This is a genomic window from Sphingomonas sp. LM7 (assembly GCF_002002925.1).
GTDB lineage: Bacteria > Pseudomonadota > Alphaproteobacteria > Sphingomonadales > Sphingomonadaceae > Sphingomonas.
Genome location: NZ_CP019511.1, coordinates 3112309 through 3137134 on the forward strand (window position 1 = coordinate 3112309; position 24826 = coordinate 3137134).

At 67.3% G+C, this 24826-nt stretch carries 26 protein-coding genes; 17 read left to right on the forward strand and 9 right to left on the reverse strand.

Annotated elements, in window-relative coordinates; translation table 11 throughout:
- The first annotated feature begins 2 nt into the window (after positions 1-2).
- The 9 genes from BXU08_RS14350 (at position 3) to BXU08_RS14390 (ending at position 10264) form a co-directional block, all read left to right on the forward strand.
- Positions 3-1292, forward strand: coding sequence for an RsmB/NOP family class I SAM-dependent RNA methyltransferase (locus BXU08_RS14350; RefSeq protein ID WP_077512430.1), 1290 nt, complete (start codon positions 3-5; stop codon positions 1290-1292).
- A 63-nt stretch (positions 1293-1355) separates the two neighbouring features.
- Positions 1356-2015: a ribulose-phosphate 3-epimerase gene (gene rpe, locus BXU08_RS14355; RefSeq protein ID WP_077510675.1), complete on the forward strand. Its 660-nt coding sequence runs from the start codon at positions 1356-1358 to the stop codon at positions 2013-2015.
- Positions 2012-3745 (forward strand): heparinase II/III family protein, encoded by a 1734-nt coding sequence (locus tag BXU08_RS14360; protein ID WP_077510676.1) that lies wholly within the window; start codon positions 2012-2014, stop codon positions 3743-3745. The genes rpe and BXU08_RS14360 overlap by 4 nt, the downstream gene beginning before the upstream one ends.
- 49 nt (positions 3746-3794) lie before the next feature.
- Positions 3795-5366 (forward strand): bifunctional phosphoribosylaminoimidazolecarboxamide formyltransferase/IMP cyclohydrolase, encoded by a 1572-nt coding sequence (gene purH, locus BXU08_RS14365; protein WP_077510677.1) that lies wholly within the window; start codon positions 3795-3797, stop codon positions 5364-5366.
- A 126-nt stretch (positions 5367-5492) separates the two neighbouring features.
- A complete protein-coding gene (locus tag BXU08_RS14370; protein WP_077510678.1) occupies positions 5493-6758 on the forward strand; it encodes a 3-methyl-2-oxobutanoate dehydrogenase (2-methylpropanoyl-transferring) subunit alpha in 1266 nt (421 codons plus the stop codon).
- Entirely contained in the window at positions 6755-7615 is an 861-nt protein-coding gene (locus BXU08_RS14375; protein ID WP_077510679.1) for an alpha/beta hydrolase, read from the forward strand. Before BXU08_RS14370 ends, BXU08_RS14375 begins: the two co-directional genes overlap by 4 nt.
- 12 nt (positions 7616-7627) lie before the next feature.
- Positions 7628-8632 (forward strand): alpha-ketoacid dehydrogenase subunit beta, encoded by a 1005-nt coding sequence (locus tag BXU08_RS14380; protein WP_077512432.1) that lies wholly within the window; start codon positions 7628-7630, stop codon positions 8630-8632.
- 5 nt (positions 8633-8637) lie between these two features.
- On the forward strand, positions 8638-9963 hold the full coding sequence (locus BXU08_RS14385) for a dihydrolipoamide acetyltransferase family protein (protein ID WP_077510680.1): 1326 nt from the start codon (positions 8638-8640) through the stop codon (positions 9961-9963).
- A 1-nt stretch (position 9964) separates the two neighbouring features.
- Positions 9965-10264 (forward strand): YciI-like protein, encoded by a 300-nt coding sequence (locus BXU08_RS14390; protein ID WP_216352874.1) that lies wholly within the window; start codon positions 9965-9967, stop codon positions 10262-10264.
- Here BXU08_RS14390 and BXU08_RS14395 read toward each other — a convergent pair.
- Positions 10261-11211 (reverse strand): hypothetical protein, encoded by a 951-nt coding sequence (locus BXU08_RS14395; RefSeq protein WP_077510682.1) that lies wholly within the window; start codon positions 11209-11211, stop codon positions 10261-10263. The two genes, BXU08_RS14390 and BXU08_RS14395, sit on opposite strands and share 4 nt — an antisense overlap.
- 128 nt (positions 11212-11339) lie before the next feature.
- On the opposite strand from BXU08_RS14395, the gene rarD reads away from it, so the two are divergent.
- From rarD to BXU08_RS14415, 4 genes are all read left to right on the forward strand, one after another.
- On the forward strand, positions 11340-12245 hold the full coding sequence (rarD, locus tag BXU08_RS14400; RefSeq protein ID WP_077510683.1) for an EamA family transporter RarD: 906 nt from the start codon (positions 11340-11342) through the stop codon (positions 12243-12245).
- A gap of 51 nt (positions 12246-12296) precedes the next feature.
- Entirely contained in the window at positions 12297-12620 is a 324-nt protein-coding gene (locus BXU08_RS14405; protein WP_077510684.1) for a helix-turn-helix transcriptional regulator, read from the forward strand.
- Complete coding sequence (locus tag BXU08_RS14410; protein ID WP_077510685.1) at positions 12617-13012, forward strand: VOC family protein; 396 nt, start codon at positions 12617-12619, stop codon at positions 13010-13012. Before BXU08_RS14405 ends, BXU08_RS14410 begins: the two co-directional genes overlap by 4 nt.
- Before the next feature lie 115 nt (positions 13013-13127).
- On the forward strand, positions 13128-13646 hold the full coding sequence (locus BXU08_RS14415) for an SRPBCC family protein (RefSeq protein ID WP_077510686.1): 519 nt from the start codon (positions 13128-13130) through the stop codon (positions 13644-13646).
- Between the two features lie 327 nt (positions 13647-13973).
- On the opposite strand, the gene BXU08_RS14420 is transcribed toward BXU08_RS14415, so the two are convergent.
- The 6 genes from BXU08_RS14420 to BXU08_RS20085 all read right to left on the reverse strand — a co-directional run bounded on the left by BXU08_RS14420 (position 13974) and on the right by BXU08_RS20085 (position 18756).
- Entirely contained in the window at positions 13974-15167 is a 1194-nt protein-coding gene (locus BXU08_RS14420; RefSeq protein ID WP_077510687.1) for an acetyl-CoA C-acyltransferase, read from the reverse strand.
- A 68-nt stretch (positions 15168-15235) separates the two neighbouring features.
- Positions 15236-16015: a crotonase/enoyl-CoA hydratase family protein gene (locus BXU08_RS14425; RefSeq protein WP_077510688.1), complete on the reverse strand. Its 780-nt coding sequence runs from the start codon at positions 16013-16015 to the stop codon at positions 15236-15238.
- 43 nt (positions 16016-16058) lie between these two features.
- On the reverse strand, positions 16059-16700 hold the full coding sequence (locus tag BXU08_RS14430; protein ID WP_253190383.1) for a response regulator transcription factor: 642 nt from the start codon (positions 16698-16700) through the stop codon (positions 16059-16061).
- Positions 16701-16748: 48 nt separating this feature from the next.
- Positions 16749-17651 carry a hypothetical protein gene (locus BXU08_RS14435; protein WP_077510689.1) on the reverse strand — a complete coding sequence of 301 codons (903 nt, stop codon included), beginning with the start codon at positions 17649-17651 and terminating at the stop codon, positions 16749-16751.
- Positions 17639-18592 (reverse strand): hypothetical protein, encoded by a 954-nt coding sequence (locus BXU08_RS14440; protein WP_077510690.1) that lies wholly within the window; start codon positions 18590-18592, stop codon positions 17639-17641. The genes BXU08_RS14435 and BXU08_RS14440 overlap by 13 nt, the downstream gene beginning before the upstream one ends.
- Positions 18593-18597: 5 nt before the next feature.
- Positions 18598-18756 carry a hypothetical protein gene (locus BXU08_RS20085; RefSeq protein WP_171982528.1) on the reverse strand — a complete coding sequence of 53 codons (159 nt, stop codon included), beginning with the start codon at positions 18754-18756 and terminating at the stop codon, positions 18598-18600.
- A 131-nt stretch (positions 18757-18887) separates the two neighbouring features.
- On the opposite strand from BXU08_RS20085, the gene BXU08_RS14445 reads away from it, so the two are divergent.
- Together BXU08_RS14445 and BXU08_RS14450 are read left to right on the forward strand one after the other, a co-directional pair.
- The gene (locus BXU08_RS14445) at positions 18888-19337 is read left to right on the forward strand and encodes a PaaI family thioesterase (protein WP_077510691.1); all 450 of its coding nucleotides are present in this window, start codon (positions 18888-18890) and stop codon (positions 19335-19337) included.
- Positions 19334-19705, forward strand: a complete 372-nt coding sequence (locus BXU08_RS14450; protein ID WP_077510692.1) for a PaaI family thioesterase — start codon at positions 19334-19336, stop codon at positions 19703-19705. The genes BXU08_RS14445 and BXU08_RS14450 overlap by 4 nt, the downstream gene beginning before the upstream one ends.
- 6 nt (positions 19706-19711) lie before the next feature.
- Here the strand turns inward: BXU08_RS14450 and BXU08_RS14455 are convergent, their stop codons facing one another.
- A complete protein-coding gene (locus BXU08_RS14455; protein ID WP_077510693.1) occupies positions 19712-20908 on the reverse strand; it encodes a PQQ-dependent sugar dehydrogenase in 1197 nt (398 codons plus the stop codon).
- Positions 20909-20935: 27 nt separating this feature from the next.
- Entirely contained in the window at positions 20936-22078 is a 1143-nt protein-coding gene (locus tag BXU08_RS14460; RefSeq protein ID WP_077510694.1) for a PQQ-dependent sugar dehydrogenase, read from the reverse strand.
- Positions 22079-22261: 183 nt separating this feature from the next.
- On the opposite strand from BXU08_RS14460, the gene BXU08_RS14465 reads away from it, so the two are divergent.
- Positions 22262-24154 (forward strand): S9 family peptidase, encoded by a 1893-nt coding sequence (locus tag BXU08_RS14465; protein ID WP_150125539.1) that lies wholly within the window; start codon positions 22262-22264, stop codon positions 24152-24154.
- 126 nt (positions 24155-24280) lie between these two features.
- Positions 24281-24826, forward strand: a complete 546-nt coding sequence (gene rimP, locus BXU08_RS14470; protein ID WP_077510696.1) for a ribosome maturation protein RimP — start codon at positions 24281-24283, stop codon at positions 24824-24826.

Below are 24826 nucleotides of genomic sequence, written 5' to 3' on the forward strand. Positions count from 1 at the left end.
CAATGAACAAAACTCCCAATCGTCCCCGCCGCCCTAGCGGTCAAGAGCCCGATGGCCCCGGCGTCCCCGCGCGCCGCGCCGCACTGAAACTGCTCGATGCCGTACTGCGCCGCGGCCTCGCGCTCGAACAGGCACTCGATTCGGCGGCCTCCGGGCTTGCGCCCAATGATCGCGGCCTTGCTCACGCTATCGCCGCCGAGACGCTGCGCCGCCTTCCCGATCTCGATGCGCTGATCGATTCGGCGACTCAGCGCCCGCTTCCCGACGACGCCAAGGCGCGTTTCGCGCTGCGCATCGGGCTGGTCCAGGCGCTCGTTCTCGGCACGCCGGGTCACGCCGCGATCTCTACCGTGCTGCCGCTGGTCGATGGCGGCCCTCGTAAACTCGTCCATGGCGTTTTCGGCACGTTGGTCCGCCAGGGCGCGACGCTTCCCGAGCCGCCGACGCTGCCCGATCCGGTCGCGCTACGCTGGCACGCCGCCTGGGGCGACCAGATGATCGAGGATGCCGAGCGCGCGATCGCCGTGCCGCCGCCGCTCGACCTGACGCTACGCGACTCCGCCCGCGCGCCGGATCTTGCCGGCACGATCCTGCTCCCCGGCCATCTCCGCCTCGACGAGAAGGCGGCCGTCCCTACGCTCGAAGGCTATGCCGAGGGCGACTGGTGGGTGCAGGACCTCGCTGCGTCGATCCCCGCACGGCTGATCGGCAACGGCAGCGGCACTGCGCTCGACCTCTGCGCCGCGCCCGGCGGCAAGACGCTCCAGCTCGCCGCCGCGGGCTGGCAAGTGACCGCCGTCGATGTCTCGGAAAGTCGTCTGGCGCGACTTCATGAGAACCTCGAACGCACCGGCCTGGAGGCGAAGGTTGTCGCCGCCGATCTCCTCGAATGGCAGCCATCCGAGCTCGCTGACGCGGTGCTGCTCGACGCGCCGTGCAGCGCCACCGGCATCTTCCGCCGCCATCCCGATGTGCTCCACCGCGTTCGTCCCTCGCTGATCGCCGAGATGGCAGCGCTCCAGACGCGCCTGCTCGCCCGCGCCGCGCAATGGGTGACGCCGGGCGGTACGCTCGTCTTCTCGACCTGCTCGCTCGAACCGCAGGAAGGCGAAGCACAGCTCGATCGCTTCCTCGGAAGCCATTCAGGGTTCGAGATCGTGCCGATTACGCCCGACGAACTCCCGCAGGGCATCACCCCGCGCGAGGACGGCACGCTGCGTCTCCTGCCGGGCGCGCTCATCGAAGCGGGCGGCCTCGACGGCTTCTTCATCGCGCGGCTGCGGCGTTCCTGATCGAGACCTCCACGGGCGTGAACCCCGGTTGCGCGCGACTCATGCCATGCTAGAGCAACGAATATGTCCGCCGTCCGCATCGCCCCCTCGATCCTCTCCGCCGACTTTGCCCGCCTGGGCGAGGAAATCCGCGCGATCGACGCGGCGGGCGCCGACTGGATCCATGTCGATGTCATGGACGGCCATTTCGTGCCGAACATCACGATCGGGCCGGCAGTGATCAAGGCGCTGCGGCCGCATACTGCCAAGCCGTTCGACGTCCATCTGATGATCGCGCCGGTCGATCCGATGCTCGCCGCCTTCGCCGATGCGGGCGCCGACACCATTTCGGTGCATCCTGAATCGGGCCCGCACCTTCATCGCACGCTCCAGACGATCAAGGCGCTGGGCAAGCGCGCCGGCGTGGTGCTGAACCCGGCGACGCCGGTGAACGTTGTCGATCATGTGATGGACATGCTCGATCTGATCCTGGTGATGAGCGTCAATCCCGGTTTCGGCGGGCAGAAGTTCATCGAGAGCCAGCTCCCCAAGATCACCGAGCTTCGCCAGCGGATTACGGCGTCGGGCCGCGCGATCGATCTCGAAGTCGATGGCGGAGTTGATCGCGACACTGCGCCGCGAGTGATCGCCGCGGGCGCCGATGCGCTGGTCGCGGGCACCGCCACCTTCACCGGTGGGCCCGATCGCTACGCCGCCAACATCGCTGCGCTACGAGGCGGATGAAGGACGCGCCGCCCGAGTCCGGTGCCGACGGAGTCGAGGAAGGCAAACGGCTCATCCGCACCGGCGGCGATCGCGGCCTGAGCCTAGCCGAGCGGATTTCCGAGCGTTTCAATCGCCTCACCTGGGGCACGCCGCTCCACGCCATGCGGCTGCGCGGGCGGCACCCGCTCAAGCTGATCGCAGTTCCCGACGATCCCTTTTTCGGCGACGCTCATCGCGGCAACGCCCTGCTCGAAGGTGTGGTCCGCTTTCGCGGCGAGGATCGGCCGATCGAAAAGCTCGATTTCGCCCGGCCAGACTGGACGCCTGCTTTCGGCGACTATCTCCAGAGCTTCGCCTGGCTGCGCGATCTCTCCAGCGTCGCTACCCGCGCACGCGGCGTGCCGATCGCCGAAGCGATCATGCGGCGCTGGCTGGCGGCGCATGGCGAGAAAGTGTCCGATCCCGCGTGGCGCGCCGACATCTGGGGCCGCCGCATCCTGTTCTGGACCGCGCACGCGCCGCTGATCCTGTCCTCGACCGACCTCGTCTATCGTTCCAGCGTGCTCCACGCGCTGGCCCGCGGCGCGCGGCACCTCGATCGTGGCGCAGATCGCGTCCAGCCGGGCGCGGGACTGATCGCTGCATGGTCGGGCGTGCTGGTCGCAGGGTTGTCGATGCCCGGCGGCGATCCGCGCCGGGCCTATGGCGAGAATGGTCTTCGCCGCGCGCTCGATCAATCGGTGTTCGAGGATGGCGGCAGCGTCACGCGCTCGCCCGCCGCGCAGCTCGAATCGATCCAGCTGCTCACCGTGCTCGGCGAAGCCTATGCCGCGCGCCGCCTCACCGCGCCTGGGTTCATCGAAGAGACGCGCGGCCGCATGGTCACGGCGCTGCTAGGGCTGTGCCATGGCGACAAGGGGCTTTCGAGCTGGCAGGGCTCCGGCCCCATCCCCGGGGACGTCATCGAGCAGCTGGTCGAAGCCACAGGCGTGCGCACCCGCCCGCTCAAACAGGCGCGCGAATGGGGCTATCAGCGCCTGTCGGCTGGAACGAGCGTGCTGATCATGGACGTCGCGCCGCCGCCGCTCGCGCGGCTGGTCGAGGGCGGCTGCGCCTCTACGCTTGCGTTCGAGCTCTCCGACGGTGCCGATCGCCTGGTCGTCAATTGCGGCGGCGCGCGTGCGGCCAACGCCCAGGTTCCCCCGGCGCTCGCCGAGGGGCTGCGCACCACCGCCGCGCATTCGACCTTGGTGCTCAGCAATTCCAATTCGACGGCGATCCACGCCGACGGCACGCTTGGCCGCGGCGTCGTCGAAGTCGAGCTGGTGCGGCATGAGACCGACACCGCCAGCCGGATCGAGGCGAGCCATGATGGCTATGTCCGCCGGCTCGGTTATCTCCACCGCCGCGTGCTGGCGATGTCGCCCGACGGGCGCGACGTGCGCGGCGAGGACATGCTGCTCCCCGCCGATCGGCGCAAGCACAAGGCGCCTACGGTGTTCACTGCGCGGTTCCATCTCCATCCGCAGGTCCAGGTCACGCCCACTGCCGACGGGTTGGCGGCGATCCTGCGCACAGCCTCGGGTCATCTCTGGCAGTTCCGCTGCAAGGGCGGCAGCCTCGCGGTAGAGGACAGTATCTGGATCGACGGGCGCGGCCGCCCGCTCACCAGCCAGCAACTTGTCGTCACCGGCGCGAGCCCGGCGGGCGGCACCAATGTCAGCTGGCTGTTCCACCGCGCCAAGTAGCGGCAATTAGGGGTTGCGGGGCGGGGCTCGATCCTTAGGAGGACGGGCCATGGATCAGGTCACCATCAAGCGCGCGCTCCTTTCGGTCTCCGACAAGAGCGGCATCGTCGAACTCGGCCAGGCGCTCGCTGCGCACGGCGTCGAGCTGGTCTCGACCGGCGGCACTGCCAAGGCACTGCGTGATGCGGGGCTGGAGGTGCGCGATATCTCCGATCTCACCGGTTTCCCCGAGATGATGGACGGCCGCGTCAAGACGCTTCACCCCAAGGTCCATGGCGGGCTGCTCGCGGTGCGCGGCAATGCCGAGCATGTCGCCTCGATGGACGAACATGACATCGGCGCGATCGATCTGGTGGTGGTGAACCTCTATCCCTTCGCCCAGACCGTCGCGCGCGGCGCGGGGCGCGACGAGGTCATCGAGAATATCGACATCGGCGGCCCCTCGATGGTCCGCTCGGCCGCGAAGAATCACGATTCGGTCGCGATCCTCACCGATCCTGCCGACTATCCGCTGGTCTACGGCGGCAGCACCACGTTCGAGCAGCGCAAGAAGTTCGCCGCCAAAGCCTATGCCGCCACCGCCGCCTATGATTCGGCGATCGCCGGCTGGTTCGCCCATGTCGACCAGGGCGAGCGCTTCCCCGAAAGCGTCGCAGTGCCGATGATCAAGCAGGCCGAACTTCGTTATGGTGAGAACCCGCACCAGATCGCCGCACTCTACACCCAGTCCGCCGGCGGCGTGAACGGCGTCGCGCAGGCGCGGCAGATCCAGGGCAAGGAGCTGTCGTACAATAACTATAACGACGCCGATGCCGCGCTCGAACTGGTCAGCGAATTCCGCGACGGCCCGCCGACGGTGGTGATCGTCAAGCACGCCAATCCCTGTGGCGTCGCCACCGGGAACACGCTGGTCGAGGCGTATGAAGCGGCGTTCGCCTGTGACACCGTCTCCGCGTTCGGCGGGATCATCGCCGTCAATCGTCCGCTCGATGGCCCGACCGCCGAGGCGATCTCGGGGATCTTCACCGAAGTCGTCGCCGCGCCCGATGCCGACGAAGCGGCGCGCGCGGTGTTCGCGCGGAAAAAGAACCTTCGCTTGTTGCTCACCGGCGACCTGCCTGATCCCGCACGGCGCGGGCGGGCGATGAAATCGATCGCGGGCGGTTTTCTGATCCAGTCGCGCGACAACGGCATCGTCACCGATGCGGACTTGAAGGTGGTGACGAAGCGCGCGCCGACCGCGCAGGAACTCGCCGATTGCCGCTTCGCCTGGACCGTCGCCAAGCACGTCAAGTCGAACGCGATCGTCTATGCCAAGGGCGGTAGCACCGCCGGTGTAGGGGCGGGTCAGATGAATCGCCTCGAGTCGGCGCGCATCGCCGCGTGGAAGGCCAAGGACGCTGCCGACAAGGCCGGCTGGGCGGAGCCGCGCACGATCGGCTCGGCAGTCGCCTCGGACGCGTTCTTCCCCTTCGCCGACGGCCTTCTCGCCGCAGTCGAGGCCGGGGCTACCGCCGTGATACAGCCGGGTGGATCAATCCGCGACGACGAAGTCATCGCCGCTGCCGACGAGGCCGGGCTCGCGATGGTGTTTACTGGGATGCGGCATTTCCGCCACTGAGCGGGATCGAATTTAAGGTCAGGCTTGCTGACCTACTCGACAAGGCTTTTGAAATTTTATAACAAGCGTCCGGAAACCGGGCCCGTGCGTTCATAGAAGCGATACGGTCCGCAATTCGGAGAGATCATGGACGCTCCGCGCGCCAATTTGCCGCCGCTTTCGCTGCACGTGCCGGAACCGAAGTTCCGTCCCGGCGACGAAGCCGACTTCAGCGATGTCGATGTCCCGTCCGCGGGATCGGCCCGCCGTCCCGACACCGCCGCCCCCGCTGACAGCTTCCACGAGCTCGCTTACACGCTCATCCGCGTGCTCGACGACTCTGGCCAGGCAGTCGGCCCGTGGAACCCGAGGCTCGATCCCGATGCGCTGCGCAAGATGCTGCGCTCGATGGCGATGGTCCGCGCGTTCGACGAGCGCATGTTCCGCGCCCAGCGCCAGGGCAAGACCAGCTTCTACATGAAGTCGACCGGCGAAGAGGCCGTGTCGGTCGCTGCGACGATGGCGCTCGCTTCGGACGACATGTGTTTCCCCAGCTATCGCCAGCAGGGCATCCTGATCACGCGCGGCTATCCGCTGGTCACGATGATGAACCAGATCTACTCGAACAAGGGCGATCCGCTGCAGGGCCGCCAGCTGCCGATCATGTATTCGGCCAAGGATTTCGGCTTCTTCTCGATCTCGGGCAACCTCACCACCCAATATCCGCAGGCAGTCGGCTGGGCGATGGCGAGCGCCGCCAAGGGCGACAGCCGCATCGCGGCGACCTGGTGCGGCGAGGGCTCGACAGCCGAGGGCGACTTCCACTCCGCGATGACCTTCGCGACGGTCTACAAGGCCCCGGTGATCATGAACGTGGTCAACAACCAATGGGCGATCTCGAGCTTCTCGGGCTTCGCCGGGGCGGAGGCGACGACCTTCGCCGCGCGTGCGATTGGCTATGGCCTCGCTGGCCTGCGTGTCGACGGCAATGATGCGCTCGCAGTCTATGCTGCCACCCAATGGGCGGCCGAGCGCGCGCGGACCAACCAGGGCCCGACGTTGATCGAGCATTTCACGTATCGCGCCGAGGGCCATTCGACTTCGGATGATCCGACTGCGTATCGCTCGGCCGGCGAGCCCAATGCCTGGCCGTTCGGCGATCCGGTCCGCCGCCTCAAGGAGCACCTCATCGCTCTCGGCGAATGGGACGAGGAACGCCACGCCGCGCAGGACCTCGAACTCGCCGAGCAAGTGAAGCGCGCGCAAAAGGAAGCCGAGAAGAACGGCATTCTCGGCCACGGCATGCACCAGCCGTTCGATTCGATGTTCGAAGGCGTGTTCGAGGACATTCCCTGGCACCTCAAGGAACAGCAGCAGCAGATGCTCGACGAACAAAAGGCCGCCGGACTGTGAACTGGATCCTCAATCGCCGCACGCTGCTCAAGGGCGCCGCGGCGCTCGGCGGGATCGCGCTGCTCCCGCCGAGCCTGCACGCTGCCGCTGCCGGCCCCGAGACGATCGACCTGACCGTCGGTGCACGCACCACCAAGCTCAGCATTTGGCGTCCGGCCAGCACTCCGCGCGGGCTGCTGCTGTTCTCCACGGGGCACGGCTCGTGGCCCGAACGCTATGAGGCGATCATCGGAACGATGGTCGCGGACGGCTATGCCGTACTCGCGCCGCTCCATGTCGATTCGATGCGCCATCCCGATCGCGAGAAGTTCAACGCGCAAACCGGATTCTTCGAGCGCGTCGCCGACATGAAGGCGACCAGCGCGCATGCCGCCAAGAGCTTCCCAGGCATTCCCGTCGCGGCGATGGGCCACAGCTTCGGCACGCTGATTGGCCTAGGCATGGGCGGCGCCTATGCCAATCTGATGCCGATGCGCGACCCGAGCGTCACTGCGGTGCTCGGCTTCTCCTCGCCCGGCGCGATACCCGGGCTGGTGCGGCTTGGCGCCTATCAGTCGCTCGCTGTCCCGGCGATGCTGATCACCGGCACCGAAGACCGCGTGCCCGGCTTCGTCACCAACCCGGCGGATCACCTTCAGCCAATCGAGCTGAGCCCGGCCGGCGACAAATATGCTCTTGTGATCAAGGACGGCGGCCACGGTCTGATCGGCGAGGCCGGCACTGGCGGCTTTACCCGTGGCCAGCTTGCGGCGCGGCGCTTCCTCTCGGCCTATCTCCCCGGCGATGCCGCGGCCAAGGCGCGACTGGTAGAGACCTCGGCCGCCCCCGGCGACCGCTTTATCGTGCGGGAGGGCTGAGCCATGGCGCATATGAACATGATCCAGGCGATCAACAGCGCCATGGACGTGATGATGGAGCGCGACTCCGACGTGGTCGTAATGGGCGAGGATGTCGGCTATTTCGGCGGCGTGTTCCGCGCCACGGCCGGGCTCCAGGCGAAATATGGCAAGACCCGCGTCTTCGACACGCCGATCACCGAGATCGGCATCATCGGCGTCGCGATCGGCATGGGAGCCTATGGCCTGCGCCCGGTTCCCGAGATTCAATTCGCCGATTATATCTATCCCGCGCTCGACCAGCTCGTCTCCGAAGCTGCGCGGCTGCGCTATCGCTCGGCGGCGGATTTCACCGCGCCGATCACGGTGCGCTCGCCCTATGGCGGCGGCATCTTCGGCGGCCAGACGCATAGCCAGTCGCCCGAGGGCATCTTCACCCATGTCTCGGGTATCAAGACGGTAATCCCGTCGACGCCGTACGACGCCAAGGGGCTGCTGATCGCCGCGATCGAGGACAACGACCCCGTACTCTTCCTCGAGCCCAAGCGCATCTACAACGGCCCGTTCCATGGCCATTATGATCGTCCGGCCAAGACCTGGGCCGATCATCCGGGCGCCGACGTGCCCGCGGGCCATTACCGCGTCGAACTCGGCAAGGCCGCGACGGTTCGTGCCGGCGAGGCAGTGACAATCCTATGCTATGGCACGATGGTCCATGTCGTCGCCAATACGATCGAGGAAATGGGTATCGACGCCGAGATCATCGACCTGCGCACCCTCGTCCCTCTCGACATCGAAGCGATCGAGACATCGGTCAAGAAGACCGGCCGCTGCCTGATCGTCCACGAAGCTACCCGCACTGGCGGCTTTGGTGCCGAGCTTTCCGCGCTCGTCCAGGAGCGCTGCTTCTATCATCTCGAAGCCCCGATCGAGCGCGCCACCGGCTTCGACACGCCGTACCCCCACAGCCTGGAATGGGCCTATTTCCCCGGCCCGGTGCGCATCGGCACCGCGCTCAAGAAACTCCTGAAGGACTGATCCGCATGGCCCGCTTCACTTTCCGCCTGCCGGACATCGGCGAGGGCATCGCCGAAGCCGAGATCGTCGCCTGGCACGTCAAGGTCGGCGAGCGCGTCGAGGAAGACCAGCAGGTCGCCGACATGATGACCGACAAGGCCACCGTCGAGATGGAATCGCCGGTGTCGGGCGTAGTGGTCGAGCTGGCTGGCGAAGTCGGCGACCAGGTCGCGATCGGATCGGCGCTGATGGTGGTCGAGACCGACGGTGACGCCAATGCGCCGCAGGAACCGGAAGAGGATCAGCTCGAAGCCGAAAATCCTGGGGTCGAGGAAGTAGCTGAAACTCCCCTCCCTGCAAGGGAGGGGCCGGGGGTGGGTGCGAGCGCAAGCGAGCCTACCACGCCTGCGCCAAAGGCCGACGCCGGGGCATCGAGCCCCGTCGCTAGCCAACCCACCCCCGGCCTCTCCCTGGAAGGGAGGGGAGTAGAAAAGCACGTCCTCGCCTCCCCGGCGGTCCGGGCGCGCGCCAGGGACCTCGGCATCGATCTCGCCTCCGTGAAAGCCGAGGGCGACCGCCTGCGCCACGCCGATCTCGACGCCTATCTCCGCTACGGCCATGGCCAGGGCTATCACGCCCCACATGCCAGCCGCGCGCGCGAAGACGAGCCCATCAAGGTCATCGGCATGCGCCGCCGCATCGCCGAGAACATGGCCGCGTCGAAGCGCACGATCCCGCACTTCACCTATGTCGACGAGATCGACGTCACGGCGCTCGAAGCGATGCGCGGCGACTTGAACGCCAATCGCGGCCAGCGTCCCAAGCTGACGATGCTGCCGTTCCTGATCGTCGCGATCTGCCGGACGATCCCCGATTTCCCGATGATCAATGCGCGCTACGACGACGAGGCCGGCGTGGTCACGCGCCACGGCCGCGTCCATCTCGGCATGGCCGCGCAGACCGATGCCGGGCTGATGGTCCCGGTGATCCGCGACGCGCAGGATCGCAACGTCTGGCAGCTCGCGTCCGAGATCGGCCGCCTCGCCGAGGCCGCGCGCACCGGCAAGGCCAAGAGCGAGGAACTGAGCGGATCGACGCTTACGATCACGTCGCTCGGCCCGCTCGGCGGCATCGCCACCACGCCGGTAATCAACCGTCCCGAGGTTGCAATCATCGGCCCCAACAAGATCGTCGAACGGCCGATCTTCCAGGGCGACGAGATCGTCCGCGCCAAGCTGATGAACCTCTCGATCAGCTGCGATCACCGCGTCGTCGATGGCTGGGATGCGGCGAGCTTCGTCCAGGCAGTGCGGAAATTGCTCGAGACCCCGGTGCTTCTGTTCGCCGACTGAGGTGGCGCACTTCCTGCTCCGCTACGAACTGGCGTCCGACTATCTAGAGCGCCGGGTGGCGCTGCGTGACGCGCATCTGGCGCTTGCCTGGGAAGCAGTAGAGCGGGGTGCGTTGCTGCTCGGCGGCGCCGTCGGCGATCCGGTCGAAACGGCGCTGTTGCTGTTCACCGATGCAGATGCTGCGCGCGTCTTCGCCGAATCAGATCCCTATGTGACCGAAGGGCTGGTCACGCATTGGCGCGTCCGGCCCTGGATCACTGTTGTCGGTGAGGAGGCAGCCAGCCCGGTGCGACCGCCCTAGCTGCCCGCGAAGATCGACTTGCTCAGCACGTCGCGGACCATATCTCGGCCGCGCGCCATCCGCTCCTGCGATGCGCGCTCGATCGCCTCGACTTGTCCGGTCAGTTCCATGCGGGCCTTCGACAATGCCCGGAAGCGAGTCTCGTCGGCACCGTTGCGGAAGCCGAAATAGCCGCCATTGTTGAACCAGCCCCGCTTTGCCAGCAGCGCGCAGAGGTCTGAGGTCGCGGCAACCATAGCCAATTGGTTGTCGAGCCGCGGATCGCCGGTCCCGGCCGGCGGTCCCGCCATCAGGCCGATCCCTTCCTTCGCCTTTGCCGGCAAATTGGCCTTGGCGAGCGCGTCGGCCATTGCCTCGTTGCGCTGTACGCGCGCCGCCGCCTGCGACTGTGCCAACGTCGCCATCGCCTTGACTGCGTCGCATTGCGACAGCGCCTTGGGATCCTGTTCGAGCAGATAGGGGCTGGTCAGGTTGGCGACGCCGAGCCGGCCGAACGCCGTGCCGAAATCGCGCTGTGCCTGCGCGTCGGCCGCCACACCCTCGGCGAACCGCTTCGACAGCGGCCCGCGCGCGGGGGCGCCGGCGGGAAGCTTCACGTTGCTGCCGGGGCCGAACTCGACTTCGGCGAAGCTGCTCGCATCGGCGCGCGACAGCGTCTCATACTGGCCATGCGCGATCGTCGCTGCAACGGCGCCCGCAACCAGCAGCAGCGCGAGCGAGCCCAGCTTCCACGGCAAGGTCGAATAGCGTGTCGTCGCTACGAAGCCGATCGCCCAGAGCAGCAGCGCCAGGCCGAGACCGGCGCCGATCAGCGTTCCCAGCGGCTGCTGCGGCACGAAGCGTGGCGCCAGCAGTGCGCCGAGCACCAATATCGCCGCCCCAGCGAGCGTCGCGATCACCGGATGGTCGTACGGGGTCTGCCGACCCGCTTCTTCGATATCGTCCATGAATTCTCCCCTTGGACGTAGGAAGTAGCCGAGTTCGGGCGGCAGGCAAGAGGGCAGCGTAGCGCGGCTTTGCGCGGACAAAGCAGGTGCGGCTTGCCGATCGCGCCCAACCGGACGAAGGGAGGCGCATGCGTACCTCGTCCCAACCCGGTGCCGCGGGTCTCGCGTTCGGCGTCGGCTCCTACACGCTCTGGGGCGTGCTGCCGCTCTACATCCATCTGCTGAAGGGCGTGCCGGCGCTCCAGGTGCTCGCGCACCGCGTGCTCTGGTCGCTGCTCCTGCTCGCGATCCTCATCCTCGTCCTGCGCCGCGCACGCGGGATCATCGCCGCGGCAAGGGGGCGTACCTTGTTGCTGCTCGTCGGCAGCGCGCTGATGATCGCGATCAACTGGATCGTCTATATCTGGGCGGTGCAGAACGCGCATGTCCTCGAAGCCAGCCTCGGCTATTTCATCAATCCGCTGGTCAATGTCGCGCTCGGCTTCGCGTTTCTCGGCGAGCGGCTGCGGCGGCTCCAGGGCGTGGCGATCGGGATCGCGGCGTTGGGCGTCGTGGTGCTCGCGGCGAGCGGCGGTGGCGCGTTGTGGATTTCGCTGCTGCTCGCGACAAGTTTCGGAATTTATGGGCTGCTGCGCAAGATCGCGCCGATCGATGCGCTCGGCGGACTCACGGTAGAGACGCTGCTACTCGCGCCGTTCAGCATCGCGCTGCTGCTTCACGCCAGCCAGGCAGGCACCAATGCGTTCGGCACATCGCCACATCTCGACTGGCTGCTCGTCCTCGCGGGGGTGGTCACCGCCGCACCACTGCTGCTATTCGCCGCCGCCGCACGCCGGCTGCCGCTCGCAACGCTAGGGCTGCTCCAATATATCGCGCCCACGCTCCAATTTGCCGAGGCCGTGCTGATCTTCGGCGAGCCGATGCAAACCGCCCATATCGTCACCTTCGGGCTGATCTGGACGGGCTGCGCACTCTACGCGTTCGACGCGATCCGCGCCGTACGCGCTCCGGCACCAGCAGTATTACCCGAATGATATTCAACCATATGGTTGACTAAATGGCGCGGCCTGTGCTAATTCAACCATATGGTTGAACAACGACTCGACACCACCTTCCATGCGCTGGCCGATCCCACGCGGCGCGGCATGCTCGCCACGCTCGCGTTCGGCGAAAGATCGATTGGCGAGCTCGCCGAGCCCTTTTCGATGAGCTTCGCCGGCGCTGCCAAGCACGTGAAAGTGCTCGAAGGCGCGGGTCTCGTCGCGCGCCGCAAGGTCGGACGAAACCAGCTCTGCCGCCTCAATGCCGGGCCGCTGGCCGAAGCCGACAAATGGCTGCGGCAATGGGAGCAATTCTGGAACGTGCGCCTCGATCGGCTCGCGTCGCTCATCGAGGAGGACCAGAAATGACCAGCATGACGCCTTTCCTCATGTTCCAGGGCGGTAAGGCGCGGGCCGCGCTGGACTTCTATGTCGCGACCGTCCCCGACAGCCGCATCGTCTCCCTCGATCGATTCGGCCCCGATGGCCCGGGCCCCGAAGGCACGGTGCTCCGCGCACATGCCGTGATCGCCGGGCAGCCGGTGATGGCGCATGACAGCTTCATCACCCACGATTTCGATTTCACGGCGTCCTGGTCGTTCTTTCTGGAGTGCGAGGACGAATCGGACTGCGAACTGCTGTTCGCCGCGCTGGGCGAAGGCGGGCAGATCCTGATGCCGCTCGACAATTATGGCTGGAGCCGCCGCTTCGGCTGGGTCTCCGACAAGTTCGGCGTGGCGTGGCAGATCAACCTGAAATGATCTTCGCACGCACGCTCACCCATTAAATCGACCGCAATGCGCGGGATACGAGGCCCAGGCCCGCAAGGTCTGAATGACGTCCTCGAAAGCCTCGCCCGGAAATTGGAGAACTGACATGGCCGACACGATCACTGCAGAGACGCTGCGCTTCGAGCGCGAACTGGCCGCGCCGGTCGAGACGGTATGGCAATATCTGATCGATCCCGAACTGCGCGCGCGCTGGTTCATGGGCGGGCCGACCGAGGCGCGCGAAGGCGGCAAGCTCGGCTTCACCTTTGCGCATGAAGATCTCTCCGACGACGATGTCCCCAACCCCGAGCGCTATGCCGGCAATCAGGGCAAGGCATGGTCGGAGACGATCACCCGGATCGAGCCGCCGCATTTGCTCGCCTTCACCTGGAACGACGGCGACGCCGGCGAAGTGACGATCGAGCTGGCCGAGGCCGGCGCGGTGCGGACGACGCTCACGCTCACCCATGCCGGGCTGCGCGGCGCGCCGGATGCGAAGAATTTCGGCGGCGGCTGGGGCGCGCATCTCGCCGTGCTCGAAAAGCGGCTGGCCGGCGAGCGTGTCGCCAATTTCTGGACGCTTCATGCCGAGGCGGAAGCGCGGGCGGTTGCAGCTTTGGGCTAGGGTCCGGGCCAGATCGGAAGCCCTGGCTGGGCGGGCGAGGGCTGTCCCAGCGGGCATTGCGACAGCAAAGGTCACACCAGGGTCACACTGTCGCGCATGTTCCAGCGGCGGCGGGACGATACGGAAAATCGCAACGGTCACCCCAGCGCGAATCTGCGTTCCGGCTGGGATCGACACTGTCAAAGAGCGAGGGCCAAGTGCCCCAGCGTCGATTTCAGCAGGCGAAATCCTACATTTCAAGCTGTTGTCAGGCCGCAGCCAGGCCCCTCGGCCTCCGGGAACGGCCGCCGCCAAGCTGCACCCGATCGATCCAACTGTGTCCGGACCCTATGGAATTTCGAACAGACCGGCGGCGCCCATGCCGCCGGCAGTGCACATCGAGACGACGACATAGCGCACGCCGCGCTTCCGTCCCTCGATGAGTGCATGGCCGACGAGCCGCGATCCGGTCATGCCGAATGGATGGCCGATGGCGATCGCGCCGCCATTGACGTTGAGCCTGTCGGGATCGATGCCGAGCGTGTCGCGGCAATAGAGGCATTGGCTGGCGAACGCCTCGTTGATTTCCCACAGCCCGATATCGGCGACCGTGAGGCCGGCGCGCGCGAGCAGCTTGGGCACGGCGAATACCGGCCCGATCCCCATTTCGTCGGGCTCGCACCCGGCGACCTGGAAGCCGCGATAGATGCCGAGGATCTCCTTGCCCTCGGCCTGCGCGGTCTGGCGGGCCATCAGGATCTGCGCGGCGGCGCCGTCGGAGAGCTGGCTGGCATTGCCGGCGGTAACGTGCCGGCCCTGCTGTACGAAGTCGCCGTCCTTCCACACCGTCTTGAGTCCGGCGAGCGCCTCTTCGGTAGTGCCCGGCCGGATGCCCTCGTCCTGGGTTACCGTCACGGTCTCGCTGCCGGTGCGGTTGCCTTCCCTGTCGAAGATCACCCTGTGGACCGTGATCGGCACGATCTCCTCGGCAAAGGCGCCGTTCGCGAGCCCTGCGGCGGCACGTTGCTGGCTTGCTGCGGCGAATGCGTCCTGCGCGGCGCGGCTGATCCCGTGGCGCTCTGCGACGATCTCGGCGGTCTCGATCATCGGGATGTACGCGGCGGGCACCGGATCGATTACCGAGCGGTTCACTACCCGAGGCGCGTTCTTCATCGTCAGGCTGATCGATTCCATGCCGCCAGCCAGTGCGACGTCGATTTCGTCGGTCATGATCGATCGCGCGGCGAGTGCGATCGCCGTCAGTCCCGAACCGCATTTGCGGTCGAGGCTGAAGGCGGGAACGCTGTGCGGGATGCCCGCGGCGAATAGCGCGAGCCGCGCCATGTTGCCGCCCTGCGTGCCCCATTGATTGCCCATGCCGTAGAATACGTCATCGATCCGGGCGGGATCGATCCCTGCGCGCTCGACTGCCGCGTTCATGACATGCGCGGCGAGGACCGGCGCTTCGGTATCGTTGAAATAGCCGCGCCCGGCCTTGCCTACGCCGCTTCGTGCAGTGGAAACGATGACAGCCTCTCGCATCTCGGGACTCACGTTTCGAGTTTCGGGTATGGCAAACCCTCTAGTGGAACGTGCCCCGATTGCAAGACTCAGTCGGTAAAGGCAGGCGCGCGCTTCTGCATGTTGGCCATCACTGCCTCGATCTGGTTGGGCGAGCGGAGCAGCGCCGCCTGTTCGACGCTTTCGGCGATCAGGATGCCGGCGGAATCGCTCTCCTGATTCGCGAGCCGCTTTGCAGCGCGCACCGCGTCGGGGTTGCGCCCTGCAATCGCCTTGGCCAGCGCAATCGCCTGGGCATGCGGATCGGCAGCGATGCGGGTGACGAAGCCGAGTGCCTGCGCTTCCTCCGCGTCGAACTCGCGCGCGGTGTAAACCAGCTCGCGCAGCACATCGTCGCGGACATTGCCGCGCCACAGTGCGAAGCCGGCCATGTCGGGGACGATTCCCCATTTCATTTCCATCGCCGAAAGCCGCGTGTCGGGCGCCGCGATCCGCACATCGGCGCCGCTGGCGATTTGCAGCCCGCCGCCGAAGGTGACGCCATGCACTGCCGCGATCACCGGCACCTTGAGCGTCCGCCAGCCCCACGCCACCTGCTGAAAATCATTGGCGAGCCCGTGCGTCCGTGCGGCAAGGTCGATGCCCGATCCGCCGCTCGCCATGCTTGCCATGTCGAGCCCCGCGCAAAAGCCGCGCCCCACTCCCGACAGCACTACAGCGCGCAGTCCGGGCATCGCCCCCAGCTGCGCGATCGCGCCAATCAGCGCGGTGAACATCGCCGGATCGAGCGCATTGAGCTTGTCCGGTCGCGCCAGCCGGACATTGGCGACATGGTCTTCGAATGCGATGGTGACGCGCTGTTCGGTCATTCCGGTTCCTCTCCTGTTGCCGGCACGCTAGCGCAAAGCGCGGTCACGGGTCAGCCCGTTCGCTGAGCCGATAGCCGCGGCCGCGTTCGGTCACCAGCATCGGCGCCGCGAAGCCGCGGTCGAGCTTGGCGCGCAGCCGCGAGACATGAACCTCGACGACATTGGTGCCCGGATCGAACCGCAGCCCCCACACTGCCTCGAGCAGTTCCGCGCGCCCGACGCAGCGGCCCGCCGCGCGGGCGAGGTGCAGCAGCAGCGCATATTCGCGCGGCAGCAGCGCGACGGCCCGGCCCTCGCGCTCGACGCGCCGTTCGACAGGATCGATCCGCAATCCCCCAACCTCGACTGCGGGCGCCCGACCGCGGAGCCGCGCCGCTAGCCGCGCGGCGATTTCGCCGGCGCAGGCGGGAAGCGTCACGGCATCATCGGCGCCGGCATCGAGTGCGCGGGCGACGCTCAGGCCACCGCCGTCGGATAGCGCGAGCATCAGTGCCCCGCGCCAGCCCTGCGCGCGAACCATCGCCACGCAGGCGGCCGGATCTCGTCCCTCCAGTCCGATGATCGCGATCTGCGCGCCGCTATGCGCCAGCGCGGCGGCGGCGACGGGGACGATATCGAGCCCCCGCGCGCCGGCGGCCTCTCTCAGTCTCGGGATGTGGAGCGCGCATGCGACGAGTCCGGCCACCGCAACAGTCTAGCGCCCATTTGTCCGATCCGGATCAAAACATCTCCGTTACGGAGCAACTCGTGCCGCCCCGCGCATCGCCAGCCGCAGCCGTGCGTGGCCCGAGACATAGCGGCTCGGGGCGGACGCCGCCCGTTCGAGGATCGCTATCGCCTGTTCGGGCTGTGCCGAGGCGAGCGCATCGATCGCAGTCACGCGCATTCGGTCGCACGGGTGTTGGCGGGCGAACTCGGCCGCGAGATCCTGTCCGTCGGCGATGTGCGCCGCCACGGCAAGTAGCGCCTCCGCCCCGGTGCAGGTCAGTCCCTCGGCGATCACGCCGCGGCCGATGTCGAAGCGATATTGGTCGAGCCAGGGCTGGGCCGGATCGGCGCCGAGGATGTTGAGCGACACCGAAAACGCGTCCGGGGGCAGCTGGACATGGATGTCGCGGCGCATGCGATAGAGCATCAGCCTGCCCGGCTCGAGCCGCGAACGTTCGACGAAGCGCAGCTTGGCATCCTCGCCGGGCACGCCGACAAGCGCGTCGACGTCATAGTCGAAATAGTCGCTCCAATATCCCGGTCCCAGATAGCCATAGGTCAGGAACGGGAAATTATGGTCGTGCGGCAGTCCGTAATAGAACGCTGCCGGCCCGCTGGCGCGCACCACCGGATCGCCTGCCGCCGGCCAGAAATTGGCGCGCAGAACATAGCGGCCGTTGGGCGGGCGCAGCAGGAAGACCTGCGCGCCATAGCCATTGCCGCGACGCTGGCCTTCGCAGCGGCCCTTGAGCTCGTCGATCGCCAGTTCGGCGAGGAAGTCGGGATTGTGCCCCAGCCGGGCGAGCAGCGGTCCCAGCGCCGCGAAACTATCCTCGTCGCGCGCGTCGAATGCAGTGGTGTCGAGCGCCTCGACCAAGTCGTCGAGGCCGATCGGCGCGCTATCGCCGGGTGCGATCAGGCGGGGCATCGCGCATCCGCCAGCCGGCCTTGGACCACCGGCAGCATTCGCACCGCGGCGCGGCGGACCTCGTCGCTCGGATCTGCGGCGGCCATTTCGGCGAGCCGCGGCATCGCCCGCGCCGCATCGAGTGCCAGCCATTCGCGCATCGCCGTCCAGCGCAGGTGGAAGTCGTCCGTTCGGGTCTCGGCTTCGAAGCGGTCCTGCGCATCGGCGCGGCCGGCGACGCGGAGGAAGTGTAGCAACATCCCCTTCCGCGATGGCCGGTCGTCCGCATCCGCGACGCGCAGCAGCACGCCCGTTGCGATGTCGTATTCGCGCATCAGCGGCGCGGCGCCGCTGCGGATCGTCGCGACCAGAGTCACGACATCGTCCGCCGCGTCGACGATCAGTTGGGCCTGGGTTCGGCCGTCGGTGCGATGCACCGCGTCGTCGTGGAGCGGACGGACGTCGTCCGGCGTGCAGCGGCCGGCGCCGGTAGAGCCGAACTGCGCGTGCATCGGCGCGGCGATCCAGCGGCGCAGCGAGGCACCGCCTGCCCGGATCGTGCGCGTGACGGCGAGCCTGCCGGTGAATACGATCGTTGCAGGCGGCGGCAGCGTCGCCATCGCCGCGGCGCCGGTGACGCTCGCCGCGATCGAGGCGGTGGGGCAATCGAACAGCACCGCTCCGACGCGCAACGCATCGCGGTGGAATTTGAGCGCAGGCTCGAACAGCGGGTCGGCTGCCAATGCCCGCACCAGCGGCGCGAGCAATGCTCCGGCCCAGTCGGGATCCGCCAGCAGCCGCTCGGCGCAGTCCGCGGCATGTTCGGGCGAGTCGCCGCAATCGGCAAAGGCCGCGCCGGCTGCCCGGTACGCGCTGCCCTCGCGCCATTCCAGCATCGTCGCCCGGCTTCGCGCACCGGCCGCGATCAGCGCCTCCCGCGTCGCCAGAATCGTAGCGGGCATGGCGCTCAGCGCGGCGCGAGTTCGTAGATCAGCACCGCGATGCCGACGAGCAGCTCGAACAGGTCGTCGCCGCTCGCGATCTCCGCTGCCCGCACGGCGCCGTGCACTGCCACCTGCGTATCCAGTTCGACGATCTCCGACTGATCGATCTGCACCAGTTTCATGTGCCGCCCCCCTGCGAATGCCCGAGGCCGGTGCTAGCGCGCGGCGCCGCCGCAGAGCACGTTACATCCTTGTAATGTCGCGACTCCGCCCCGGTTTGCGCGGGTCGGTCCGGCGCGCTAGGGGCATCGCCATGACCGACAGCGAGACGCCCCCGGCGCGGGCCTTCGATCCCCGCAAGCTGTTCGGTGGCCGCTTCGGCGGGCACGGCGGCCGGCTGGGGATCGTCTATCACGACAGCGGCGACGACTGGGCCGAGCTCGCGCTGCCCTATGACGCCGCGCTGGTCGGCGACGTGTCCTCGGGAGTCATCGCCTCGGGCCCGATCCTTGCGCTGATGGACATGGCGGCCAGCGTTGCGGTGTGGCTCAAGCTCGATGCGTTCAAGGCGCACGCGACGCTCGACCTGCGCATCGACTATCTGCGTCCTGCACGTCCCGGCCACACCGTGATCGGCCGCGCCGAATGCTATCGCATCACGCGCTCGATCGCGTTCGTCCGCGGCCAGGCGCATGACGGCGACCCCGGCGATCCGCTCGCGCATGTCGCCGGCACCTTCATGGCAGTCGAGGGCTATCGATGATCCCCTATGCCGAACTGCTCGGGCTCAGCATCGAGCCGGGCGAGACCGCGCCGACCTTCGTCATGCCCTTTGCAATCGATGTGGTCGGGCGCCCGGGTTTCCTGCATGGCGGCGCGATCGGCGGGCTGCTCGAAGTCGCGGCGATCGGTGCGCTGAAGCAGGCGCTCGATGCCGAGGGCGGTGGCCGGATCAAGCCGATCAACCTGACCGTCGACTATATGCGCGGCGGCCGCGACAAGCCGACCCGGGCCCGCGGCACCGTCACGCGGCTCGGCACCCGTGTCGCCAATGTCGAGGCGGTGGTGTGGCAGGACGAACCCGAACGCCCGATTGCTGCGGCGCGGATGAACTATCTGATCGTGCGCTAGGCAGGCTCAGCCCGGCGTCAGCCGGAGCAGCCTGCCCGTGGTCGAATCCTCGAGCACCCAGATCGCGCCATCGGGCCCTTGCTCGACTTCGCGGATGCGCTGGCCGAGCGCGATTCGCTGCACCTCGGCTGCGCTCGTCGCCGTGAAGCGCACCCGCACCAGCCCCTGGCTAACCAGCCCGGCGATGATTGCATCGCCCTGCCACGCGCCGAATAGCGACCCCGAATAGAGGATCATCCCGCCGGGCGCGATCACCGGCGTCCACCATGCCAGCGGCGCGACATAGCCGTCGCCGGGCGCGTGGTCGGGGATGTTGCCGCCGCCATAATCCTGGCCGTTCGACGCATTGGGCCAGCCATAGTTGCCGCCGCGGGCGATCAGGTTGAACTCGTCGCCGCCCTCTGGCCCCATCTCGTTCTCCCACAGCCGCCCGGCGGAGTCGAAGAACAGGCCATAGGGGTTGCGATGGCCGTACGACCAGATCTCGGTCCGCGCGCCGGCGGTGCCGATGAAGGGATTGTCGCCGGGAATGGTGCCGTCGGCGTTGAGCCGGACAATCTTGCCGAGCGTCCTGGTCAGATCCTGCGCGGGCGAGCCCTGTTGCCGCTCGCCCGCGGTGACGAACAGATGCCCCGTCGGCCCGAACGCCATGCGTCCGCCGAAATGCCCGGAGCCGCCAACCTTGGGACTCTGCTGCCAGAGCACCGATACTCCGGTCAGCCGCGGGCCCGCGCCGTCTTCGACCAGCGTCCCGCGCGCCACCGCGAGCCCGGCGCCGCCGGCGCCCGATTCGGCGTAGCTCAGATAGACCAGCTTGTTGGTCGCGAAATCGGGATGCAGCGCCACGTCGAGCAACCCGCCCTGGCCGGCTGCGGCGACTGCGGGGACTCCGCCCAGCGCCGCAGACTTGAGCCCGGCCTGGGTGACGATCCGTAGCGTGCCGCCCTTTTCGGTGACCATCGCGCGACCGTCGGGCAGGAATACCATCGCCCATGGTGAGGTGAAGGTCGCCACCGCTGTCGATGTGACCGAACTGATCGGTGTCGGCGTCGGCGACGCGCTGGGTGACGGCGTAGGCGTGGGCGACGCGCTTGCCGAGGGTGTCGGAGTCGGCGTCACCACCGATCCGCCGCCGCCACTATTGCCGCCACATCCCGAAAGCACCGCCAGCGCAGCGCCTGCCAGCAAGAGGGTACACCGCATTACCTGCTCCTCCCGCCGGCCAATGAGTCAGCCGGCGGGAGTCAAACGCAGCAAACGCCCTTGGGAGCCATCGTCCCCGTCTTCGAGCAGCCAGATTGCGCCGTCGGGCCCCTGCTCGACGTCGCGGATGCGCGCGCCCATCGGCCATTGGTCGCCCTTCTTGGCATCGGTGCCGTTCACGTCGACGCGCACCAATGCCTGGCTCGAAAGCCCGCCGATGAACAAATCCCCTGTCCATTGCGGGAACAGCTTGCCCGAATAGACGATCAGTCCGCCCGGGCTGATCACCGGGTTCCACCAGACCTTGGGCGCCTCGAAACCGTCGCCGGGGGCATGATCGGGGATGTCGCGCCCGTCATAATGGCTGCCGTTCGAAACCTTGGGATAGCCGTAATTCTTGCCCGGCAGGACGAGGTTTACTTCGTCGCCGCCCTTGGGGCCCATTTCCTGCTCCCAGAGATTGCCCTTCGCGTCGAACGCGATACCCAGCAGGTTGCGGTGGCCGTACGACCACACCGCCGGATGGAAGCCCTTCGCAGCGAGCGGATTCCCCGCCGCCGGGGTGCCGTCGTCGTTCAGGCGCAGCACCTTGCCCAGCGTCGCCTTGGGATCCTGCGCCGGATCGAATTTCTGCCGCTCGCCATTGGTGAAAAACAATTTCCCGTCGGCGGCGAAGGCGATTCGGCCCGAGAAATGGCCGTTGCCCTCGACATAGGGCGAAGCGCGGAAGATCACTTCGACATTCTGGAGTGCGCTGGCATCCGCAGCGAGCTTTCCGCGTGCAAGCGCCACACCCTTCAGTCCCGCGGCATTGGCTTCCGAGAAACTGAAATAGACCAGGCGATTCTGGGCGAATTTCGGGTGGAGGACGACGTCCATCAGCCCGCCCTGTCCTGCGCTCGATACCGGCAGCGTGCCGCTCACCGGCGTCCTGGTTTTCCCGTCGGCGGAGACATGGAGCAGCGTTCCCGCCTTTTCGGTCACCAGCATCGATCCATCGGGCAGGAAGGTCATTGCCCAGGGCGCATCGAAATCGGCGACTGGCGTGACGCGGAACGGCAGTCCGGCAGCAGCGGGCGTGCTGCCATTGTCCTGCGCCACCGCGCCGGACTGCGGATTGCACGCTGCCAGCAGCGCCGCTGCCGGAAAAATCACCCGAAACTTGCGCATCGTTCACCCCTTGGCTGTCGCGTCTGAACGCGCATCCGGCAAATGCGGTCCGCTGTCGAGCCGGGCTATCGAAACACGCTGCATCATTACGAAAGTGTATCAAAAACTTGCGGGTTTTCCCCATATTGCGCAATTTTATTCCATCCAGCATGGTTGTTGCGTTCGAGACTTGGGGGCGAGTCCATGACGTGGCGGTATTTGCGCGGCGCCTTGCTGGCGTTCGCGGTCGTTCAGGCAATTCCGGCGGCGGCGGCGGCCGAGTCCGCGCCGATCGAGGCTGCGGCCTATTTCGCCCAGCCGGCGATCGAGGACGCCATGCTGTCGCCCGACGGGCGCCGGGTCGCGGCGCGCGCGCTGATCGATGGCCGGCCGCGGCTCGCGGTGTTCGACGTTTCCGGCGACGCTCCTGTGCTCCGTCCGGTCGGCCTGCCGGACGCAGAGCGCCTCGAATGGCATCGCTGGCTGACTCCGCGCCGACTGCTGGTCAGCCTGTTGCGCGAAGGCGATTCGCCCAGCGCGCGATTCGCCACCATCGATATCGACACGGGCGTCTTCATGCAGCTTGGCGCGCGGCGTCCGGCAGAAGCGAGCGACGAAGTGCTCCACATCGCCGCCGACGGCAGCTTCCTTCTGCTCAAGTCGGACGTCGCCGGCAGGCCCACGCCCGGCGTATACCGTCTCGACCTGACCAATGGCGCGCTTCAGCTCGCCGTCGCGCCGCAGGATCATGTCTGGGACTGGTATGCCGATTCGGCGGGTGTGATTCGCGCCGGGCTGGCGATGGAGGGAAAGCGGTCGTGGCTGCTCTATCGCAAGGGCGAGCATGACAGCTTCAGTCGATCGGCGCGCGGCGCCGGCGATATCGATGCGGGCACCGAACGCTTTGTCCCCGTCCGCGGCGCCGATCGCGGCTATGCGCTCGCCCAGACCCCTGCCGGGCGCGTCGGGCTCTATGCCTATGATTTCGCGCGCGGGCGGCGTGGCGCGTTGCTTTATCAGGACCCGCAGGTCGATCTCGACGGCTTCCAGGCCGATTCGGACGGGCGGCTGCTCGGCGTCGAATATTCCGCCGATCGCCCCGCGATACGCTGGCTCGATCCGGCAATGGCTCGCCGCCAGGCGCAGATCGACGTGGCGCTGCCCGGCCGTGCCAATCGCCTGCTGTCGTCGAGCAGCGATCGCGCACGCTCGCTGGTGTTCAGCGAATCATCGACCGACCCCGGCGCCTATTATCTCTACGACGCTGGGCGCGTGACCCTGGTCGGCGCAGTTAGCCCTGCGCTGGCCGGCGCGCGCGGCCCCGAGATGCAGGCGGTGCGCTATCGTGCCCGCGACGGACTCGAAATCTCCGGCTATCTGACTTTGCCTGCCGGGCGCGCGGCGAAGGGCCTGCCGCTGATCGTCATGCCGCATGGCGGCCCGTTTGCGCGCGACAGCTGGGGCTATGACCCCTGGGTCCAGTATCTCGCCGATCGCGGCTATGCCGTGCTCCAGCCCAATTATCGCGGCTCGACCGGCTTTGGCCGCGATTTCGTCGCCAAGGGGGATGGCGAATGGGGCAGGGGCATGCAGGATGATGTCGACGACGGCGTCGATTGGCTCGCGGCGCAAGGCGTCGCCGATCCCGGCCGGGTGTGCATCATGGGCGCATCCTATGGCGGCTATGCGGCGATGTGGGCCGCGACTCACCCGTCGCCGCGCTATCGTTGCGCGATCAGCTTTGCCGGCATCTCCGATGTCGCCGCCCAGCTCGCCTATGACCGCAAGACCTTTGACGAGCGCGACTATCGTGCATGGAAGCATCGCATCCAGGGCCGCGCGCCTTCGCTCGACGCACTTTCGCCGATTGCGCGAGTCGATGCGCTGACTATTCCCATCCTGATCGCGCATGGCATGTCGGACGAGACCGTGCCGGCGGACCAGTCGCTGCGGCTCCACGAGGCACTGCGCCGGCGCGGCCGCGTGCATGACTATGTCGCGTACCGGGGCCAGGGGCATAGTTTGGAAGGTCAGCGCGACAACGCCGACTTCCTCGCTCGGGTCGGCAAGTTCCTCGCCGTGCACAATCCCGGCTAGCCCCACTTGCCTGCGCGATAGCGAGCGCGTATATCGCACATGCTTTCTCGACATCGTGACACATGCCGAGGTCGGGGCCCGCAGGGCTCCGGCGCCGAACCTGCTTACCTGATTGCCGGAGACCAAATGGCGGACATCGCCGCATTGACCAGTCTGATCGAACCCGAAGCCAAGGCGCTCGGGCTCGCATTGGTGCGCGTCAAGATGTTCGGCGGCCAGTCGGATCCGACGCTGCAGGTGATGGCCGAGCGTCCCGACACGCGCCAGCTGAGCATCGACGACTGCGCCGACTTGTCGCGCCGCATCTCGGACCGGCTCGACGAACTCGAAGCCGCGGGCCGCGATCCGATCGAATATGCCTACCGGCTCGAAGTCAGCTCGCCCGGCATCGATCGCCCGCTCACGCGTTTCCAGGATTTCGAGGATTGGAAGGGTCATGAGGCCCGGCTCAATCTCGTCGGTCCGACCGAGGATGGCCGCAAGCAGTTCACCGGCATCCTGCTCGGCGCGGAAGGCGAGCAGGTCAGCATCGATGTTCACAAATATAAGCAGGTCACGGTGCCGTTCGCGCAGATCGCGGACGCCAAGCTGCTGATGACCGACGCACTGATTGCCGCCACCGCGCCGCTCTCGACCGAGGGCGCCGAAGATATCATCGAAGTAGAAGGGTAA

Excerpts from the sequence above, each read along its gene's own strand:
- BXU08_RS14435 (WP_077510689.1), bottom strand. The coding sequence starts at position 17,651 with ATGCCCCGCCTGATCGCACCCGGCGATAGCGCGCCGATCGGCCTCGAC.
- rarD (WP_077510683.1), top strand. The coding sequence starts at position 11,340 with ATGCGTACCTCGTCCCAACCCGGTGCCGCGGGTCTCGCGTTCGGCGTC.
- BXU08_RS14410 (WP_077510685.1), top strand. The coding sequence starts at position 12,617 with ATGACCAGCATGACGCCTTTCCTCATGTTCCAGGGCGGTAAGGCGCGG.
- BXU08_RS14415 (WP_077510686.1), top strand. The coding sequence starts at position 13,128 with ATGGCCGACACGATCACTGCAGAGACGCTGCGCTTCGAGCGCGAACTG.
- BXU08_RS14425 (WP_077510688.1), bottom strand. The coding sequence starts at position 16,015 with ATGACCGAACAGCGCGTCACCATCGCATTCGAAGACCATGTCGCCAAT.
- BXU08_RS14380 (WP_077512432.1), top strand. The coding sequence starts at position 7,628 with ATGAACATGATCCAGGCGATCAACAGCGCCATGGACGTGATGATGGAG.
- rimP (WP_077510696.1), top strand. The coding sequence starts at position 24,281 with ATGGCGGACATCGCCGCATTGACCAGTCTGATCGAACCCGAAGCCAAG.
- BXU08_RS14350 (WP_077512430.1), top strand. The coding sequence starts at position 3 with ATGAACAAAACTCCCAATCGTCCCCGCCGCCCTAGCGGTCAAGAGCCC.
- BXU08_RS14385 (WP_077510680.1), top strand. The coding sequence starts at position 8,638 with ATGGCCCGCTTCACTTTCCGCCTGCCGGACATCGGCGAGGGCATCGCC.
- BXU08_RS14395 (WP_077510682.1), bottom strand. The coding sequence starts at position 11,211 with ATGGACGATATCGAAGAAGCGGGTCGGCAGACCCCGTACGACCATCCG.
- BXU08_RS14440 (WP_077510690.1), bottom strand. The coding sequence starts at position 18,592 with ATGCCCGCTACGATTCTGGCGACGCGGGAGGCGCTGATCGCGGCCGGT.
- rpe (WP_077510675.1), top strand. The coding sequence starts at position 1,356 with ATGTCCGCCGTCCGCATCGCCCCCTCGATCCTCTCCGCCGACTTTGCC.
- BXU08_RS14465 (WP_150125539.1), top strand. The coding sequence starts at position 22,262 with ATGACGTGGCGGTATTTGCGCGGCGCCTTGCTGGCGTTCGCGGTCGTT.
- BXU08_RS14370 (WP_077510678.1), top strand. The coding sequence starts at position 5,493 with ATGGACGCTCCGCGCGCCAATTTGCCGCCGCTTTCGCTGCACGTGCCG.
- BXU08_RS20085 (WP_171982528.1), bottom strand. The coding sequence starts at position 18,756 with ATGAAACTGGTGCAGATCGATCAGTCGGAGATCGTCGAACTGGATACG.
- BXU08_RS14360 (WP_077510676.1), top strand. The coding sequence starts at position 2,012 with ATGAAGGACGCGCCGCCCGAGTCCGGTGCCGACGGAGTCGAGGAAGGC.
- BXU08_RS14455 (WP_077510693.1), bottom strand. The coding sequence starts at position 20,908 with ATGCGGTGTACCCTCTTGCTGGCAGGCGCTGCGCTGGCGGTGCTTTCG.
- BXU08_RS14445 (WP_077510691.1), top strand. The coding sequence starts at position 18,888 with ATGACCGACAGCGAGACGCCCCCGGCGCGGGCCTTCGATCCCCGCAAG.
- BXU08_RS14460 (WP_077510694.1), bottom strand. The coding sequence starts at position 22,078 with ATGCGCAAGTTTCGGGTGATTTTTCCGGCAGCGGCGCTGCTGGCAGCG.
- BXU08_RS14420 (WP_077510687.1), bottom strand. The coding sequence starts at position 15,167 with ATGCGAGAGGCTGTCATCGTTTCCACTGCACGAAGCGGCGTAGGCAAG.
- BXU08_RS14405 (WP_077510684.1), top strand. The coding sequence starts at position 12,297 with ATGGTTGAACAACGACTCGACACCACCTTCCATGCGCTGGCCGATCCC.
- purH (WP_077510677.1), top strand. The coding sequence starts at position 3,795 with ATGGATCAGGTCACCATCAAGCGCGCGCTCCTTTCGGTCTCCGACAAG.
- BXU08_RS14450 (WP_077510692.1), top strand. The coding sequence starts at position 19,334 with ATGATCCCCTATGCCGAACTGCTCGGGCTCAGCATCGAGCCGGGCGAG.